Raw genomic sequence first — 15,439 nt, 5'->3', positions numbered from 1 at the left:
GTCACGTCAGACCGTTGCCGGTTCGGGCTGCAGTGCAGTGGTTTGCGTCTGCGCACTGACCAGCGTCTGCGGCCAGATTTCCGCCAGGCGCAGCAGGTTGGTCGAACCGGCCTGGCCGAACGGCATGCCCGCCGTGATGGCAATCTGATCGCCCGACACGGCAAAGCCTTCACGCGCAGCGGCACGGCACGCCGCATCCACCATCTCGTCGACGTTGCTCACATCGGGGCTGACCGTGCTGTGCACGCCCCACGTGATCGCCAGACGGCGCGCCGTATCCAGGCGCGGCGTGATGCTCACGATGGGCGCCAGCGGCCGCTCGCGCGCGGCGCGCAGGCTGGTCTTGCCGCTGGACGTGTAAGTGACGGTGGCCACCGCGCCCAGGATGTGCGTCACGTCGCGCAGGGCCGCGCAGATGGCGTCCTGGCGCGTGGGCAGCGGCGGTTGATGCTGCGCGTCGATCAGGTTGCGGTACAGCGGGTCGCGCTCGGTCTCAGCAATGATGCGGTTCATGATGCTGACTGCGGCCACCGGATGTTTGCCGCTGGCCGACTCGGCCGACAGCATCACGGCATCGGTGCCGTCATACACGGCGCTGGCCACATCGGAGGCTTCGGCACGTGTTGGCACCGGCGCCTCGATCATCGATTCCAGCATCTGCGTGGCCACGACCACCGGCTTGCCGTGGTGGCGCGCCATGCGCAGGATGCGCTTCTGCACGCCAGGCACGCGCTCGGGCGGCAGCTCCACGCCCAAGTCGCCGCGCGCCACCATCAGCGCATCGGACGCCTGCACGATGTCTTCCAGATGCAGTAGCGCTGCGGGCTTCTCGATCTTGGAGAGCAGGCCGGCGCGGTCGCCAATGATCTCGCGCGCGGCGATCACGTCTTCGGCGCGCTGCACGAATGACAGGGCGATCCAATCGACGCCCAGCGACAGCGCGAAGTCCAGATCGCGCAGATCTTTCTCGGTGAGCGCCGGAATGGGGATCACCGCATCCGGCACGTTCACGCCCTTGCGGTCAGACAGCGGGCCGCCATCGACTACGCGCGTGACGATCGCCGTCGGATCGGCGGCTTCCACCGCCAGGCGGATCTTGCCGTCATCGAGCAACAGCGATTGCCCCGGCGCGGCAGCCGCGTACAGCTCGGGGTGCGGCAGGTGCACGCGGGTGACATCACCCGGCGTCGGGTCGCGGTCGAGCACAAAGCGATCGCCGTTCTTGAGCACGACGCGGCCGTCGGCAAATGTGCCAATGCGCAGCTTCGGGCCTTGCATGTCAGCGAGGATGCCGATCGGGCGGCCGGTCTCGGCCTCCACCGCGCGCACGGTGTCGTAGCGCTTGCGGTGGTCTTCGTGCGAGCCGTGGCTGAAGTTCAAGCGGAAGACGTCCGCGCCGGCGTCGAAGAGGGCGCGGATGGTGTCTTTGTCGCTGCTGGCGGGGCCGAGGGTGGCTAGGATTTTGGTGTTGCGGAAGCGGCGCATGTTGGTGTTTCCGGTGGGGTTGTTTGTTTGGACCTTGGCGGTCCACTCCCTTTCACCCCCTGCCGGGGGCGACTCACTTTCTTTGTCTTGCCAAAGAAAAGTAAGCAAAGAAAGGCGCGCCCAAGATGGCGACCCCTTCCTTGAATTTGTGTAACCGGGCGGAGACGGGGAAAACTCGCTTCGCTCAGACAGTTCCCCGTCTTTGTTCCGCCCGCTTACACAAATTCAAGGCGCCATCTAGGGCAGGAACGTCAACGACCGAACCGTTGGTCTGCGTGCCCGAGTGGCTCTTGTTTGTTGCTGCTGTTGCTCGCTTTGCTTCGCGTTGTGCCGCTGATTCTTAATGCACTTGTGGTCGATGGTTTGGCCGTTGGAGCCCTAGATGGCGCCTTGAATTTCTGTTGCAGAGAGGAAAAAGGAAGGGAAACTGTCTGAGCGAAGCGAGTTTTTCCCTTCCCCTCTCTGCGACAGAAATTCAAGGGGGAGTCGCCATCTCGGGCGCGCCTTTCTTTTGCTTACTTTTCTTTGGCAAGACAAAGAAAAGTGAGTCAGCCCCGGCAGGGGATGAAACAAGGGATGAACCACAAACATCAATCCATCCAGCATCCAACGTCAGCCAGTAATCAAAATCGCCCGAAAATCATTCACATTAGTCCGCGTAGGCCCAGTCACGATCAAATCGCCAAGCGCATCAAAAAAACCATACCCATCGTTGTTATCGAGCAGTTGCTTAGCCCGCAACCCAAGCGCTTCAGCACGCGCCAGACTATCCGGCGTCAAGATCGCACCAGCGTTGTCTTCAGACCCATCAATGCCATCGGTATCGCAAGCAATCGCATGCACACCCGGCAGGCCATCCAACGCCACGCCCAGCGCCAGCAGGAACTCGGCATTGCGCCCACCGCGCCCATTACCGCGCACGGTCACCGTGGTTTCACCACCCGACAGAATCACGCACGGCTTGGTGAACGGCTGATTGCGCGCCACGATCTGCCGCACGATGCCGGCATGCACTTCGGCCACATCGCGCGCCTCGCCTTCAATGCTGTCCGACAGGATGTGCGCCTCGTAACCGAGCGCGCGCGCCTGCGCGGCAGCCGCTTCCAGCGCGTGCTGGGCCGTCGCGATGACGTGGCTGCGATGGCCTTCGAAACGTGCATCGCCGGGCTTGGGCGTCTCGCCTGCGCCGGTTTCCAGATGACGGCGCACCGCTTCCGGCACGTCGATGCCGTATTTGTCGATCACGGCCAGGGCATCCGCGCAGGTGGTGGCGTCGGGCAGCGTCGGGCCGCTGGCGATGAGCGTCGGGTCGTCGCCGGGAATATCGGAGATCAGCAGCGTCTCCACGCGTGCCGGTGCGCATGCCAGCGCCAGGCGCCCGCCCTTGATCGACGAGAGGTGCTTGCGCACGCAGTTCATCTCGCCGATGCTGGCGCCGCTTTTGAGCAGCGCGCGGTTGACGGACTGCTTGTCGGCCAGCGTCAGGCCTTCGGCCGGTGCGGCCAGCAGGGCCGAGCCACCGCCCGAGATCAGGCACAGGACGAGATCGTCTTTCGTCAAACCTTCGAGCAGGCCGACCATGCGTTGCGCGGCGCGTTGGCCAGCCGCATCGGGCACGGGGTGCGAGGCTTCAACCACTTCAATGCGCCCTTGCGTGCCGGGCGCGCGGCCGTGCTCGTAACGCGTGACGACCAGGCCGGACAGTTCGCCCTTCCAGTGCTGCTCCACCGCCTCGGCCATCGCGGCAGCGCCCTTGCCAGCACCGATGACGATGGTGCGGCCACGCGGCGGTTCGGGCAGGAATGCCGGCAAACATTGCGCAGCGCTGACCGCAGCCACCGCGGTGTCAAACAGGCCGTGCAGCAACGCGCGCGGCGACGGATTGGGCAAGGCAGCGCGCAGGGCGGCTTGGGCAGACTGGTCGTGGTGCATGGCAGAAAGCGGGAAGACAGCAAAAAAAACTGCCGCCGCCCGAAGGCTGCGACAGTGCACACAACTTACGCAATATCGTGGTTCGACATAATCTCGATCGCACGGCACAGTGCCGAGTGGTCTTGCTTGCCCATGCCGTTGGCAGCGCAGGTGTTGAACAGCTCTTGCGCGGTGGCCGTGTTCGGCAGGGCCACGCCCAGCGTCTTGGCGCCCTGCAGGGCCAGGTTCAAGTCCTTCTGGTGCAGCTCGATGCGGAAGCCCGGGTCGAACGTACGCTTGACCATGCGCTCACCGTGCACTTCGAGAATGCGCGACGCTGCGAAACCGCCCATCAGTGCCTGGCGCACCTTCGCCGGGTCCGCCCCCGCCTTCGATGCGAACAGCAGCGCTTCCGACACCGCCTGGATGTTCAGCGCCACGATGATCTGATTGGCCACCTTGGTGGTCTGGCCGTCACCGTTGCCGCCGACCAGCGTGATGTTCTTGCCCATCAGGTTGAACAGCGGAGCAACGCGGTCGAACGCAGCCTGCTCACCGCCCACCATGATCGTCAGCGATGCAGCCTTCGCGCCCACTTCGCCACCCGACACCGGAGCGTCCAGGTATTGCGCGCCGGTCTTGTTGATGCGCGATGCAAAGTCCTTCGTCGCGATCGGCGAGATCGAGCTCATGTCGACCACGATCTTGCCGGCAGCAGCGTCCTTGCCTGCGTCCTTCAGCGCCTTGGCCACGCCCTTCTCGCTGAACAGCACGGCTTCAACGTGCGGGGTGTCCGGCACCATGATGAAGATGATGTCGGCGCGCTTGGCGACTTCCTCGGCGCTCGTGCAGACCGTCACGCCGGCTTCCACCAGCGCGGCCGGTGCCGGGTTGACGTCGTGCACGAACAGCGTGTGGCCGGCGGCGCGCAGGTGGCCCGCCATGGGGGCGCCCATGATGCCGAGACCGATGAAACCGAGGTTGAGGTTGGTTGCCATGGTGAGGGATCTCCTTGGTTTGAATGTGTTGATGGTTTGTGGTTTGGACCTTGACGGTCCACTCCCTTTCACCCCCTGCCGGGGGCGACTCACTTTCTTTGTCTTGCCAAAGAAAGTAAGCAAAGAAAGGCGCGCCCAAGATGGCGACCCCTTCCTTGAATTTGTGTAACCGGGCGGAGACGGGGAAAACTCGCTGCGCTCAGACAGTTCCCCGTCTTTGTTCCGCCCGCTTACACAAATTCAAGGCGCCATCTAGGGCAGGGGTACGGCCACACAATCTGTGTGCTGTCCCAGCTGGCTCTTGTTTGTTGCTGTGTTGCTCGCTTTGCTTCGCGTAGTGCTGCTGGTGCCTACAGCACTTGTGGTCGATGGTTTGGCCGTTGGAGCCCTAGATGGCGCCTTGAATTTCTGTTGCAGAGAGGAAAGAGGAAGGGAAACTGTCTGAGCGAAGCGAGTTTTTCCCTTCCCCTCTCTGCGACATAAATTCAAGGAATCTTTCGCCATCTCGGGCGCGCCTTTCTTTTGCTTACTTTTCTTTGGCAAGACAAAGAAAAGTGAGTCAGCCCCGGCAGGGGATGAAACAAGGGATGCACCACCGGAGCAAAACCAAACCGAAAAATCTCAAGCAACGTTGTGCGCAGCTCGCCAGCCCAAGCCTTCCACAGTCCCAGCCTTCGGCTTGTACTCACACCCAACCCACCCGGTGTAACCAATCTCATCCAGCCAGTTGAACAAGAACTGGTAGTTGATTTCACCCGTACCAGGTTCGTTACGACCAGGGTTGTCCGCCAACTGCACATGCTTGATCTTGTCCAGATGGCGCTTCAGCGTGCTTGCCACTTCGCCCTCCATCCGTTGCATGTGATAGATGTCGTACTGCACGTACAGGTTGGACGCGTCCACGTCGTTGATCAGATCCAACGCCTGCTGCGTGCGGTTCAGGTAGAAGCCGGGAATATCAAACGTGTTGATCGGCTCGATGAGCAGATCGATCTTCTCGGCCTTCAGTGCCTTCGCCGCAAACTTCAGGTTCTCGACCAGCGTCTTGCGTGCGGCGTCTTCGCTCACGCCTTCGGGGCGAATGCCCACCAGGCAGTTGAGCTGTTTCACGCCGAGCACCTTGGCGTACTTGATGGCTTCGCCCACGCCGTCCTGAAACTCGCTCACGCGGTCCGGGAGGATGGCGATACCGCGCTCGCCGCCGTCCCAGTTGCCGGCCGGCAGGTTGTGCAGGACGAGGTCGAGCTGGAAGCGGTTCAGGCGATCGGCAATCTGGTCAGCGTGAAACGCGTAGGGGAACAAGAATTCCACGCCGCGGAAGCCCGCACGTGCGGCGGCCTCGAAGCGGTCAAGGAAGGCTTGCTCGTTGAAGAGCATGGTCAGGTTGGCTGCCAGCTTTGTCATGGTTTCTCCTTTTATCGGACGGTGAGGGAACAGCGCGCCGTCTTTATGCGGTGACGCCTTCGGCTTCCGTGAGGGTGTCTTCCAGGTCGAGCACGTCTTCAAACTCGACCACGTTGTCGATCTCCGTGCCCATGGCGATGTTCGTCACGCGCTCGAGAATCACTTCCACCATCACCGGCACCGAGAACTCGGCCATCAGCAGGCGAGCCTGCGCGAAGGCGGGTTCGATGTCTTCCGGGTTGAACACGCGGATCGCCTTGCAACCCAGGCCTTCCACCACCTTCACGTGGTCGACGCCGTAGCCGTTCAGCTCAGGGGCGTTGACGTTGTCGAAAGCGAGCTGGACGCAGTAGTCCATGTCGAAGTTGCGCTGCGCCTGGCGGATCAGGCCCAGGTACGAGTTGTTCACCACCACGTGGATGTACGGCACCTTGAACTGCGCGGCCACCGCCATCTCTTCGATCATGAACTGGAAGTCGTAGTCACCAGAGATAGCCACCACGTCGCTGTTGGGCGAGGCCACCTTCACGCCGATGGCGGCGGGAATCGTCCAGCCCAGCGGGCCTGCCTGGCCGCAGTTGATCCAGTGGCGCGGCTGGTTGACCGACAGGAACTGCGCAGCAGCGATCTGCGACAGGCCGATCGTGCTCACGTAACGCACGTCGCGCGGGAAGTACTGGTTCATCTCGCGGTACACGCGCTGCGGCTTGATGGGCACGTTGTCGAAGTCCGAGCGACGCAGCATCGTGCGCTTGCGCTTCTGCACGTCGGCGTTCCAGCTCTTGCGGCACGGCAGCTTGCCGGCGGCCTTCAGCTCGCGGGCCACTTCAATGAACTTCTCCAGTGCAGCCTTGGCGTCCGACACGATGCCAAGGTCCGGGCCGAACACGCGGCCGATCTGGGTCGGTTCGATATCGACGTGAATGAACTTGCGGCCCTTGGTGTAGACGTCGACGCTGCCCGTGTGGCGGTTGGCCCAGCGGTTGCCGATGCCGAACACGAAGTCCGAAGCCAGCAGCGTGGCGTTGCCGTAGCGGTGCGACGTTTGCAGGCCGACCATGCCGGCGTTGAGCGGGTGGTCGTCAGCCAGCACACCCCAGCCCATCAGCGTGGGCACCACAGGCACGTTCACCAGCTCCGCAAACTCGACCATCAGCTTGGCCGCATCGGCGTTGATCACGCCGCCGCCGCACACCAGCAGCGGGCGCTCGGCCTGGCACAGCATCTCGATGGCGCGCTCGGCTTGGGCACGCGTGGCGGCGGGCTTGTAGACCGGCAGCGGGCTGTAGGTGTCGGGGTCGAATTCAATCTCGGCGACTTGCACGTCGAACGGCAGGTCGATCAGCACCGGACCGGGGCGGCCCGAGCGCATCAGGTGGAAGGCTTGCTGGAACACGCGCGGCACCAGCGCCGGCTCGCGCACGGTGACGGCCCACTTCGTGACCGGCTTGGCGATCGACTCGATGTCGACGGCCTGGAAATCTTCCTTGTACAGACGGGCGCGGGGCGCCTGGCCGGTGATGCACAGGATGGGAATCGAGTCTGCCCAGGCCGAGTACAGGCCGGTAATCATGTCGGTGCCTGCCGGGCCCGACGTGCCGATGCACACGCCGATGTTGCCGGGTTCGGCACGGGTGTAGCCCTCGGCCATGTGCGAGGCGCCTTCAACGTGGCGGGCCAGCACGTGGTCAATGTTGCCGGCGCGGCGCAGCGCCGAGTACAACGGGTTGATGGCGGCACCAGGCACGCCGAAGGCGGTGGTGATGCCTTCTTTTTCCATCACCGCAACTGCGGCATCAATCGCTCTCATCTTCGGCATGGGGTGTCTCCAGGAAGGGGAAGGTGGGAATCAGTTGGAGCTGATCCTATTCCCGCATGCCGATATGGATAAACGCAGATTTCGTCAGTTGATTGCTAACTCAGAATACCGAATAGATTTGCGTGCCGCACCAATACCAAGGCAATCAACATGCCGGAAAGCCTTGTATTCAAGCCATTTTTAGGCACGTTTGTGCGACGCAATAATTCGACGCGACACGCTCGCATCGATCACATCGTCGTCCACCATTTTTGCCATTCGTCATAAGTGATATGCGCCAGAAAGTCGCAATCCAGGTACGGAATGCTCACTAAAATGGTCAGACATTGCGAACTGGAATGATGGAATGGACAAGCTCAAGCAGATCGAAGCGTTCATCGCCGTGGTGGAACACGGCAGCATGGCCGCCGCCGCGCTCACGCAAGACGTGACGCCCGTCATGATCGGACGCCGCATCAACGCGCTGGAAGCCCGCCTGGGCGTGAAGCTGCTGCACCGGTCAACTCGCCGCATTGCGGTGACGGAGCAGGGCGCGGTGTTCATGGAACAGTGCAAAAAGGCGCTGGGCGAGCTGGACCGCGCAGAACTGCTGGTTGCCGAAGGCCGCCACAAGGCGACCGGGCACCTGATCGTTTCGGCGCCGGCTGCCTTCGGCCGCAAGCACGTCGCGCCGCATGCGCCGGACTTCCTGCGCGCCAACCCCGACGTACGCATCTCCTTCAACCTGACTGACCGCGTGGTCGACCTCGTGCGTGAAGGCTACGACGTGGGCATCCGCATTGGCGGTGCGATCGATCCGAACTTCGTGGCGATCCGCCTGGCGTCGAACAAGCGCGTGGTGTGCGGCACGCCCGCGTACTTCGCCAAGCACGGCGTGCCCCGCACGCTGGATGATCTCGAACGCCACAACTGCCTCGCCTTCAACCTGCAGGGCGGCCAACAACGCGGCTGGTATTTCCAGCAGAACGGCAAGGCCGTCACCGTGAAGGTGAACGGCAACCTCGATTGCAACGATGGTGAACTGCTGCACCGCTGGATGGGCGAAGGCCTCGGCCTGGGGTGGCGCTCAACGTGGGAGATCCAGCCCGAACTGGAATCCGGCGCGCTGATGACCGTGCTGGACGACTACGCGCTGCCCGACTACGACATCCTCGCCGTGTACCCGCAGCAGCGGCCGGTGCCGGCGAAGATCCGCTTCTTTATCGAACACCTGAAGACGGTGTATGGGCAGGCGGGGTATTGGTCGCGAACGAGTTGAGCGTGCGGAAATGGATGACGGTTCCTAAACTTGTCATCAGATGCGCCGCGGGTGGCGCGCTCAATGCCGGAGACTGAAGATGCTACACAGAACCGCAGTTGTCGGCGCTCTCATGCTCAGCACCTCCGCCCTGGCGTGCGATCTGACCGGGCTTGAGCACCCGCTGGTGTTCTCGCCCGGCGAGTCTGCGCTGCCGACCACCGAAATCCTGAAACTGGCGGAATGGGATTCGCAGCTCAAAGAAGATTTTCACAGCGGCGGCAAGTACCGGGTGCGCTTGCGGGAGGCGTCCGAGCCTGCTTCCGACCCAGAGCTGGCGGTGCTGCGCCTCAGAAGCATTCAGGCCGTGCTGGACGCTGTCGGAATCGAAGGCGACAAAGTCGAGTCGTCTGAAGCCGATACGCATCTACGTGCCGTGGAACGCGAGGGTGTCGCCCCAAAAATGCCGACAGCCGCCTACGTAGTTTTCCAACCGGACTGTCAGAACCCCTGTTGCGCGGGCTCCGCGCCCGCCGCTCCGCTCGCTCCCGAGCGATAAGCGCTAGGTAATCGCCACACGCCCCTGCGTCAAATCCCGCAACGTGACCCGCGCGGCCGCCTCGTCCGTCACCGGCAATCGCACAGTGAGTGTGACGCCCGCATCGTAGGCGGCATCCAGCAGCGCATACCCGCCATCATCGATCCAGCGGCGGATGCGCGCTTCATCGGCGTAATCGGTAGCGAGGGTGAGCGTCGTGCTGGCGATGCGCTCCACGCGTTCAGCCTGCATGAGCGCGGTAGCGATGGCATCTGTGTACGCGCGTACAAGACCGCCTGCGCCGAGCTTGACGCCGCCAAAGTAACGCACCACGGCGCCCAGCGTGCCGTCCAGATCATGATGGCGCAGCACTTCCAGGATGGGGCGGCCTGCCGTGCCGGAGGGCTCGCCGTCATCGGACATGCCGGACTGGCCGCCCGCCAGGAGCGCCCAGCAGACGTGTGTGGCAGAGGGGTGTTCGGCGCGCAGGCGTGCAATGACGTCCATGGCGGCGGCCCGGTCTTCAACCGGCATTGCCAATCCGATAAAGCGGCTCTTCTTGATTTCCAGCTCGGCAGAAACCGGCGCGCGCAGCGTGTACGTCGGCACGCGCGGTCAGGCGAGGAGGGCGGCTACGAGATCCGTCGCCCGGCCGCCCGGCGATTCGAACTTGAGCGACGCCTCGGTGTGTGCCATGTGCTCTTCCATCAGCGCGATGGCGCCTTCCACGTCACCGCGCTTGGCGGCGTCCAGGAAAGCAGTGTGTTCGTCGGACGAACGCACGGCGTCGTACGTCGACTGGTACATCATCGTAATCACCGAGCTGCGCGCGGAAAGCTCGTAGAGCATTTCCTTGAGCACGCTGTTCCCGACCACGTCGGCCATCAGAAGGTGAAAGTCGGCCATCAGGCGGTTGCGGCGCGGGACGTCAGACAAGTCGCCGCTTGCCGCCACCTTGTGTTCTTCGGCTAGGTGCTTCTCCAGCCGCTTGTAATCGGCGGGCGTCGCTTTGGCGATGAACTCGCGTACCAGCGCCACTTCCAGCACGCGGCGCACGGCAAACACTTCGCGCGCTTCGGTCTCATCCGGCTTGGCCACGAACGCACCGCGATCCGGCTCCATGCGGATCAGCTTGTCCTTGGCCAGCATCAGGAGCGCCGCGCGAATCTTCGTGCGGCTGACGTGGTAGACCCGCGCCAGCGCCTCTTCGCGCAGCTTGGTGCCCGGCGGCAGCCGATGCGCGACGATCGCCTGGGCGATGTCATCGGCAATGCCTTCGGAGGAGATGTCGGCGGCGGTGGTTTCGGTCATGGCGCCGATTTTACCGCCGTCCGACAGTAGCGCCGCTTCAGGCATGCGGCAGCGTGTGGGCGGCCTGTGCGGCCACACCGTGGCTGTGCGCAATCGCTTCGCCTTCTTCGGTGATGTCGATCTTGCCGTCGAGCACCGCATTGGCGCGCACCCGGTCGATGTCCTTTTCCCACGCCGCGATGACGACCGTGGCGACGCAGTTGCCGATCAGGTTGCCCAGCGCACGGGCAATGCCGATGAACCAGTCGACGGAGAGCACCAGCACCAGGCCGATCGCCGGAATGGCCGGAATGACCGACAGCGTGGCCGCCAGAATCACGATGGCCGAGCCCGGAATACCATGCGCGCCCTTGGAGGTGATGAGTGCCACAGCCAGGATCAGCAGCAGATCATGCAGCGACAGCGACGTGTTAGTCGCCTGCGCGATGAACACCGCCGCCAGCGTCAGGTAGATCGAGAACGCATCGAGGTTGAACGAGTAGCCGGTCGGGATGACCAGACCCACCACCGAGCGCTTGATGCCCATCTTCTCCAGCTTGTTCATGATCGACGGCAGCACCGCATCGGACGATGCCGTGCCCGCCACCACCACCAGTTCGGCGCGCAGGAAACGGATCAGCTTGAAGATGTTGAAGCCGGCCAGGCGCAGGATGGTGCCCAACACCACCACCACGAAGATTGTCACCGCCGCATAGAACAGCAGCACCAGGAAGCCCAGTTGCTTGAGCGAGCCCGCACCGTACTTGCCCACGGTAAAGGCCACCGCGCCCAACACGCCCAGCGGCGCCAAGCGGATGATCACCGCCATCATGCGGAACAGCACTTGCGAGAACTGATCGATGAACGCCACGACAGGCTTGGTGCGCTCACCCAGCATCGACAGCGCGCAACCAAACAAGATCGACAGCACCAATACCTGCAACACGTCGCCCTTGGCAAAGGCACTCACGAAGGTGTCCGGAATCAAGCCCAGAAAGAAGGTCGCGAACCCGCCTGAATGCATCTTCTCGGCGTTGGCCATGTAGGTGGACAGCGCTGCCGGGTCCAGCGTCTTCGGGTCCACATTCATGCCGTGGCCCGGTCCGAACAGATAGGCCAGCGCAATACCCAGCGCCAGCGCAATGGTGGTAACCACCTCGAAGTAGAGGACGGCCTTGCCGCCCACGCGCCCGACCTTCTTCAACTCACCGGCGCCGCAAATGCCAACGACCACCACCGAGAAGACGATCGGCGTAATCAGCATCTGGATCAGTTTCAGAAAGCCGTCGCCTAGCGGCTTGAGGTGCTGCGCGAAGTCCGGTGCCCAGACGCCCAGCGCGATGCCCAGCGCAAGAGCAATCAAAACCTGCCCGAACAACGGGCGCGTAAAGCGTTGCATGGTGAATCCTCCTTTGGATTACTGGTGTCTCAAGCCTTGCCCAATCGTCTAATTCAGTTGGTTGCGATTGTCGTCACGGCCTTGTTTCGCTCGCTGCGTCGCAACAAATTGTCGCGATGAATTGTTGAGCGTTGACGGCATCATAGGCCATCCAATTTTTGTATGCAATTTTTGAATTCACATGCTAGGATCGACTCATGCAGTCCCGCGAAGCCTTGTGTTTCCGCCATCTAAGCTGCACTTCCGGCGTTCCCATCGCTACAGTTTCGAGTGTTCTTACTCGCCGTTTTTGTTCGATGGGGCGGCCGTATAACATCCAGAGACAAATACCAAGGAGTTCCACATGGCGATGCCCACGCTCGATCCGAACGCGCCGGATTTCACGCGCCGATATCCGAACCTGGCGGACCCCCGCCTTGGCGCCGAGGCCACGTTCGCGACCGACGAATTCTTCGCGCCGAAAGACCGCATGCTCAACCCCGAGCCGGCGGTCTTCATTCCGGGCAAGTACGACGACCACGGCAAGTGGATGGATGGTTGGGAAACGCGCCGTCGCCGCAACGGTGGCTATGACCATTGCATCGTCCGCCTGGCCCGCCCGGGCGTCGTGAAAGGTGTGGATATCGACACCAGCCACTTCACCGGCAACTTCCCGCCGGCCGCTTCCATTGAAGCCGCTTATCTGCCGGATGGCGAGCCGACCGAAGCCACGCAGTGGACTGAAATCGTTCCGTCGACCACGCTGCAAGGCAACAGCCACGCCTACGTGGCCGTGACGAGCACGCAAGCCTTCACGCACCTGCGCGTGAACATCTTCCCGGACGGCGGTATCGCGCGGCTGCGCGTGTACGGCCAGCCGCAAGTCGACTGGAAGGGCGCAGACCGTACCAAGCTGTTCGACCTGGCCGCCATGGAAAACGGCGCCTACGTGGTCGAAGCCAACAACGAACACTTCGGGCCGGCCTCGCGCATGTTGATGCCGGGCCGTGGCGTGAACATGGGCGACGGCTGGGAAACGCGCCGCCGCCGCGAACCGGGCAACGACTGGTGCGTGATCGCCCTGGCCAACCCGGGCCGCATCCGCAAGATCGAAGTCGACACCGCGCACTTCAAGGGCAACTTCGCTGACCGCGTTTCCATCCAGGCCGCTCGCGTGGTGGGCGGCACTGACAGCTCGCTGAAGACGCAAGCGATGTTCTGGCAAATGCTGCTGCCTGAGCAGAAGCTGCAGATGGATCTTCAGCACTACTACGAAGCGGAAATCGCCGACCTCGGCATCGTGACGCACGTGCGCTTCAACATGTTCCCCGATGGCGGTGTCTCGCGTCTGCGCCTGTGGGGGGTGCTCGAATGAGCCAAGAGACCGTCGCACGCGTTGCGCTGACCATCGAGCCACTTACGCGCGAAGCCTTTGCGCCGTTCGGCGACGTGATCGAACTGGAAGGGGCCAAGCAATTCCCCATCAACCAAGGCACGACCATCCGCTTTCATGACCTCGCCAACGTGGATGTGGGCGAGGGCGGCCGCGCGCTGATCAGCCTGTTCCGTGGTCAGCCGCGCACGCTGCCGTTCGAGGTCAAGATGCTGGAGCGCCATCCGCGTGGCAGCCAGGCGTTCATCCCGCAGAACGACAAGCCGTATCTGATTGTCGTGGCACCGGCCGGCGAGCTGGACCCGTCCAAGTTGCGCGCGTTCGTCTCGCGCGGCTGGCAAGGCGTGAACTACGCGCGCGGCGTGTGGCATCACCCGCTGCTGGCCCTGGGCGAGGTGAGCGATTTCCTCGTCGTCGACCGTGGTGGCGAAGGCCACAACTGCGACGAGCAAGACCTGGCCGAATCGGTGTGGTTGACCGCCGAGGCCATGCAGGCCGCGCAGTAAGCATCGCGTCATCCGCGTCAATCCTGAGCCCCCGCACAACGGGGGCTCAGTCACTTTCAATCTCCGTCCCACTACAAGCAGGGAGACATCGACATGACCCAGGCTCAACTCGCCACCCCCGGCATCGATGCGGACATCCGCGCGTTTGTCGCGGCAGCGCACGCGCAGCAGATTGATTTCCTGCGCGAGCTGGTGAAGGTGCCGTCGGACAACCCGTCCGGCGATTGCGCGCCGCATGCCGCGCGCGCCAAGGCGCTGCTGGAGGCGCTGGGCCTCACGGTCGAGGCACATGCCGTGCCGCAGGCGCAGGTACGTGCCGCCGGCATGGTAAGCGCCACCAACCTGATCGTGCGTCACACGTTCGGCAGCGGCGGCCCCACGGTCGCCATGAACGCACACGGCGATGTCGTCCCGCCGGGCCTGGGCTGGACGCACGACCCGTACCGGGGCGAGATCGTTGAGACCGAACACGGCCCGACCATGTTCGGCCGCGGCGTGGCGGTGTCCAAGTCAGACTTTGCCACCTACACGTGGGCGCTCCTCGCGCTGATCGAGGCGGAAAAGCGTGGCGCGAAGCTCAACGGCACGGTCGAACTGCACTTCACATACGACGAAGAGACCGGCGGCGACATCGGCCCGAAGTGGCTGCTGGATCAAGGCCTGAGCAAGCCCGATTACGCGATCTCGGCGGGTTTTGCTTATGGCATCACCTCGGCGCACAACGGCTGCCTGCACGTGCAGGTGACGGTGCGCGGCAAGCAGGCGCACGCCGCCATGCCGCACACGGGCATCGACGCCATCGAGGCGGCCACGCATATCCTGCAGGCCGTGTATGCATATCGCGCAGAACTCGCAACGCGTAAATCCGCCGTGCCGGGCATTGACCACGCAACGCTCAACGTCGGGTTAATCCAGGGTGGCATCAACACCAACGTGGTGCCCGATCTGGTGACGTTCCGCGTTGACCGCCGGATGATTCCCGAAGAAGCCGGCCGCGATGCAGAAGGCGAACTGCGCGCGGTGATCGAGCGCGCGGCGGCAGAACGGCCGGGGATCGAGGTTTCAGTCGAACGCATTCTGCTGGCGGAGCCGCTTGCTGAACTGCCAGGTGTGGAAGCGCTGATTGGCGCGCTGCGGCGGAATGCCTTGGCCGTGTTTGGCGGGGATGTGCCGGTGCATGGCGTGCCGTTGTATACCGACGCGCGGCATTACACGGCGCATGGCGTGCCGACGGTTCTGTATGGCGCAGGACCGCGTACGTTGATGGAAGCGCGTGGGCACAACACGGATGAAAACCTGCGGTTGAATGATCTGCGGGGCGCGACTGTGGTGGTGGGGTGTGCTGTGGGGGAATTGTTGGGTGGGTGATTGTTGTTTTGTTTTTGTCTTGGTGGTCCATCCCCCTTTCGTTCCCTGCCGGGACCGACCTACTTTTCTTTGTCTTGCCAAAGAAAAGTAGGCAAAAGAAAGGCGCGCCCGA

General features: G+C 63.1%; 13 protein-coding genes. 5 read left to right on the top strand and 8 right to left on the bottom strand.

The window, feature by feature from the left end; genetic code table 11:
- Nucleotides 1-6 precede the first annotated feature (6 nt).
- The 5 genes from pyk to gcl all read right to left on the bottom strand — a co-directional run bounded on the left by pyk (nt 7) and on the right by gcl (nt 7,617).
- Nucleotides 7-1,485, bottom strand: coding sequence for a pyruvate kinase (pyk, locus tag ACCD03_RS19955; protein WP_253535719.1), 1,479 nt, complete (start codon nt 1,483-1,485; stop codon nt 7-9).
- A gap of 612 nt (nt 1,486-2,097) precedes the next feature.
- The gene (locus tag ACCD03_RS19950; RefSeq protein ID WP_260772107.1) at nt 2,098-3,417 is read right to left on the bottom strand and encodes a glycerate kinase; all 1,320 of its coding nucleotides are present in this window, start codon (nt 3,415-3,417) and stop codon (nt 2,098-2,100) included.
- 65 nt (nt 3,418-3,482) lie between these two features.
- Nucleotides 3,483-4,394, bottom strand: a complete 912-nt coding sequence (gene glxR, locus ACCD03_RS19945; protein ID WP_413412668.1) for a 2-hydroxy-3-oxopropionate reductase — start codon at nt 4,392-4,394, stop codon at nt 3,483-3,485.
- Nucleotides 4,395-5,015: 621 nt separating this feature from the next.
- Nucleotides 5,016-5,798, bottom strand: a complete 783-nt coding sequence (gene hyi, locus ACCD03_RS19940) for a hydroxypyruvate isomerase (RefSeq protein ID WP_413412667.1) — start codon at nt 5,796-5,798, stop codon at nt 5,016-5,018.
- 43 nt (nt 5,799-5,841) lie between these two features.
- Nucleotides 5,842-7,617: a glyoxylate carboligase gene (gene gcl / locus ACCD03_RS19935; protein WP_253535715.1), complete on the bottom strand. Its 1,776-nt coding sequence runs from the start codon at nt 7,615-7,617 to the stop codon at nt 5,842-5,844.
- A 346-nt stretch (nt 7,618-7,963) separates the two neighbouring features.
- Between gcl and ACCD03_RS19930 the strand changes: the two genes are divergently transcribed.
- Together ACCD03_RS19930 and ACCD03_RS19925 are read left to right on the top strand one after the other, a co-directional pair.
- A complete protein-coding gene (locus ACCD03_RS19930) occupies nt 7,964-8,875 on the top strand; it encodes a LysR family transcriptional regulator (RefSeq protein WP_024977274.1) in 912 nt (303 codons plus the stop codon).
- Nucleotides 8,876-8,987: 112 nt separating this feature from the next.
- Nucleotides 8,988-9,413, top strand: a complete 426-nt coding sequence (locus ACCD03_RS19925; protein ID WP_413412666.1) for a hypothetical protein — start codon at nt 8,988-8,990, stop codon at nt 9,411-9,413.
- A gap of 3 nt (nt 9,414-9,416) precedes the next feature.
- On the opposite strand, the gene ACCD03_RS19920 is transcribed toward ACCD03_RS19925, so the two are convergent.
- Genes ACCD03_RS19920 through ACCD03_RS19910 form a run of 3 tightly spaced genes read right to left on the bottom strand, consistent with a single transcriptional unit; the run spans nt 9,417 to nt 12,081 of the window.
- Entirely contained in the window at nt 9,417-10,001 is a 585-nt protein-coding gene (locus ACCD03_RS19920) for a YigZ family protein (protein WP_316675815.1), read from the bottom strand.
- A gap of 6 nt (nt 10,002-10,007) precedes the next feature.
- Complete coding sequence (locus tag ACCD03_RS19915) at nt 10,008-10,703, bottom strand: GntR family transcriptional regulator (RefSeq protein ID WP_024977277.1); 696 nt, start codon at nt 10,701-10,703, stop codon at nt 10,008-10,010.
- Between the two features lie 37 nt (nt 10,704-10,740).
- Entirely contained in the window at nt 10,741-12,081 is a 1,341-nt protein-coding gene (locus ACCD03_RS19910; protein ID WP_253535712.1) for a C4-dicarboxylate transporter DctA, read from the bottom strand.
- A 343-nt stretch (nt 12,082-12,424) separates the two neighbouring features.
- Here ACCD03_RS19910 and alc point away from each other — a divergent pair, with 343 nt between their 5' ends.
- From alc to ACCD03_RS19895, 3 genes are all read left to right on the top strand, one after another.
- Nucleotides 12,425-13,435, top strand: a complete 1,011-nt coding sequence (alc, locus tag ACCD03_RS19905; RefSeq protein ID WP_413412665.1) for an allantoicase — start codon at nt 12,425-12,427, stop codon at nt 13,433-13,435.
- Entirely contained in the window at nt 13,432-13,959 is a 528-nt protein-coding gene (locus ACCD03_RS19900) for an ureidoglycolate lyase (protein WP_253535711.1), read from the top strand. Before alc ends, ACCD03_RS19900 begins: the two co-directional genes overlap by 4 nt.
- Before the next feature lie 93 nt (nt 13,960-14,052).
- Complete coding sequence (locus ACCD03_RS19895; RefSeq protein WP_413412664.1) at nt 14,053-15,327, top strand: M20/M25/M40 family metallo-hydrolase; 1,275 nt, start codon at nt 14,053-14,055, stop codon at nt 15,325-15,327.
- Nucleotides 15,328-15,439 lie beyond the last annotated feature (112 nt).

This window comes from Ralstonia sp. Ralssp135 (assembly GCF_047304345.1).
Lineage (GTDB): Bacteria > Pseudomonadota > Gammaproteobacteria > Burkholderiales > Burkholderiaceae > Ralstonia > Ralstonia chuxiongensis.
Note: the sequence above shows the minus strand (reverse complement) of the source record. Positions and strands in the feature narration are given on the sequence as shown.